Raw genomic sequence first — 773 nt, 5'->3', positions numbered from 1 at the left:
GAATAAAATCAAAGGTAGTATTGACCAAATTGATAATCTTGGCTCAGCCAATGAAGCCTATGCAAAAAGCTTAGATCAACATATTGCGTTAATTTATATCTTACGTAATAATTTAGCACTAACCATCAACAACACCCAAATTCAAGCCGATAATGGCGATCAAGATGCCGCTATCCACTTGCCTAAATTATTGCAAGCCGATCGAGCCCTTGACAAGAGAGCCTTTGATTTAGAGCAATCAAAAGCAATTGCTGAATTAACTGCCCCTCAAATCACTCAAACTCAAAACAATAATTTAAGTTTACTAGAACAATATCATTCCGCATTTATTGCCACAATTCCAGCACTTCAAACAGGACTTGTTCAAGCCGTAACAGCCTTACAGCAAAACTATGCTCAACAAGGTGTAAATGCAAGCAAACAAGCTACAGCTGATCTATTAAAAGGAAATGCTGAACGATTAAAAGTAAATAATAAATTTATTGCTGAATCCTCTGGCAAAGCCATCGTATCGATTGAAGACATGCAATCAATTGTTAACACAATTATGACATCAGTATCTGAAACAAAAGAAATCGAAGAAAATAATCGTAAACAACGTGAGTCAGACCGTGTCAAAATGGAAGAATTGCTCGATTCAACAAAGAAGGCAATTAATTCAAAATAGAAAAGGCCTTAAATGTCAGAAAAAACAGTAAAAACATTGGCAAAAGAATCTCAAGACCAATTATATGAAGAAACACAAAATGCATCACTATTACAGGGCCCCTTTG

General features: G+C 35.4%; 1 protein-coding gene. It reads left to right on the top strand.

Translation table 11 applies throughout. From position 1 onward, the window contains the following. A partial coding sequence (locus tag D1643_RS11165) for a toxic anion resistance protein (protein ID WP_201751120.1) occupies positions 1 to 667 on the top strand: 667 nt, incomplete at its 5' end. Between the last annotated feature and the right edge of the window lie 106 nt (positions 668 to 773).

This window comes from Enterorhabdus sp. P55, assembly GCF_009911695.1.
In the GTDB taxonomy this organism is placed as follows: Bacteria; Actinomycetota; Coriobacteriia; order Coriobacteriales; family Eggerthellaceae; genus Enterorhabdus.
This window is presented reverse-complemented; position numbering and strand designations above follow the sequence as displayed.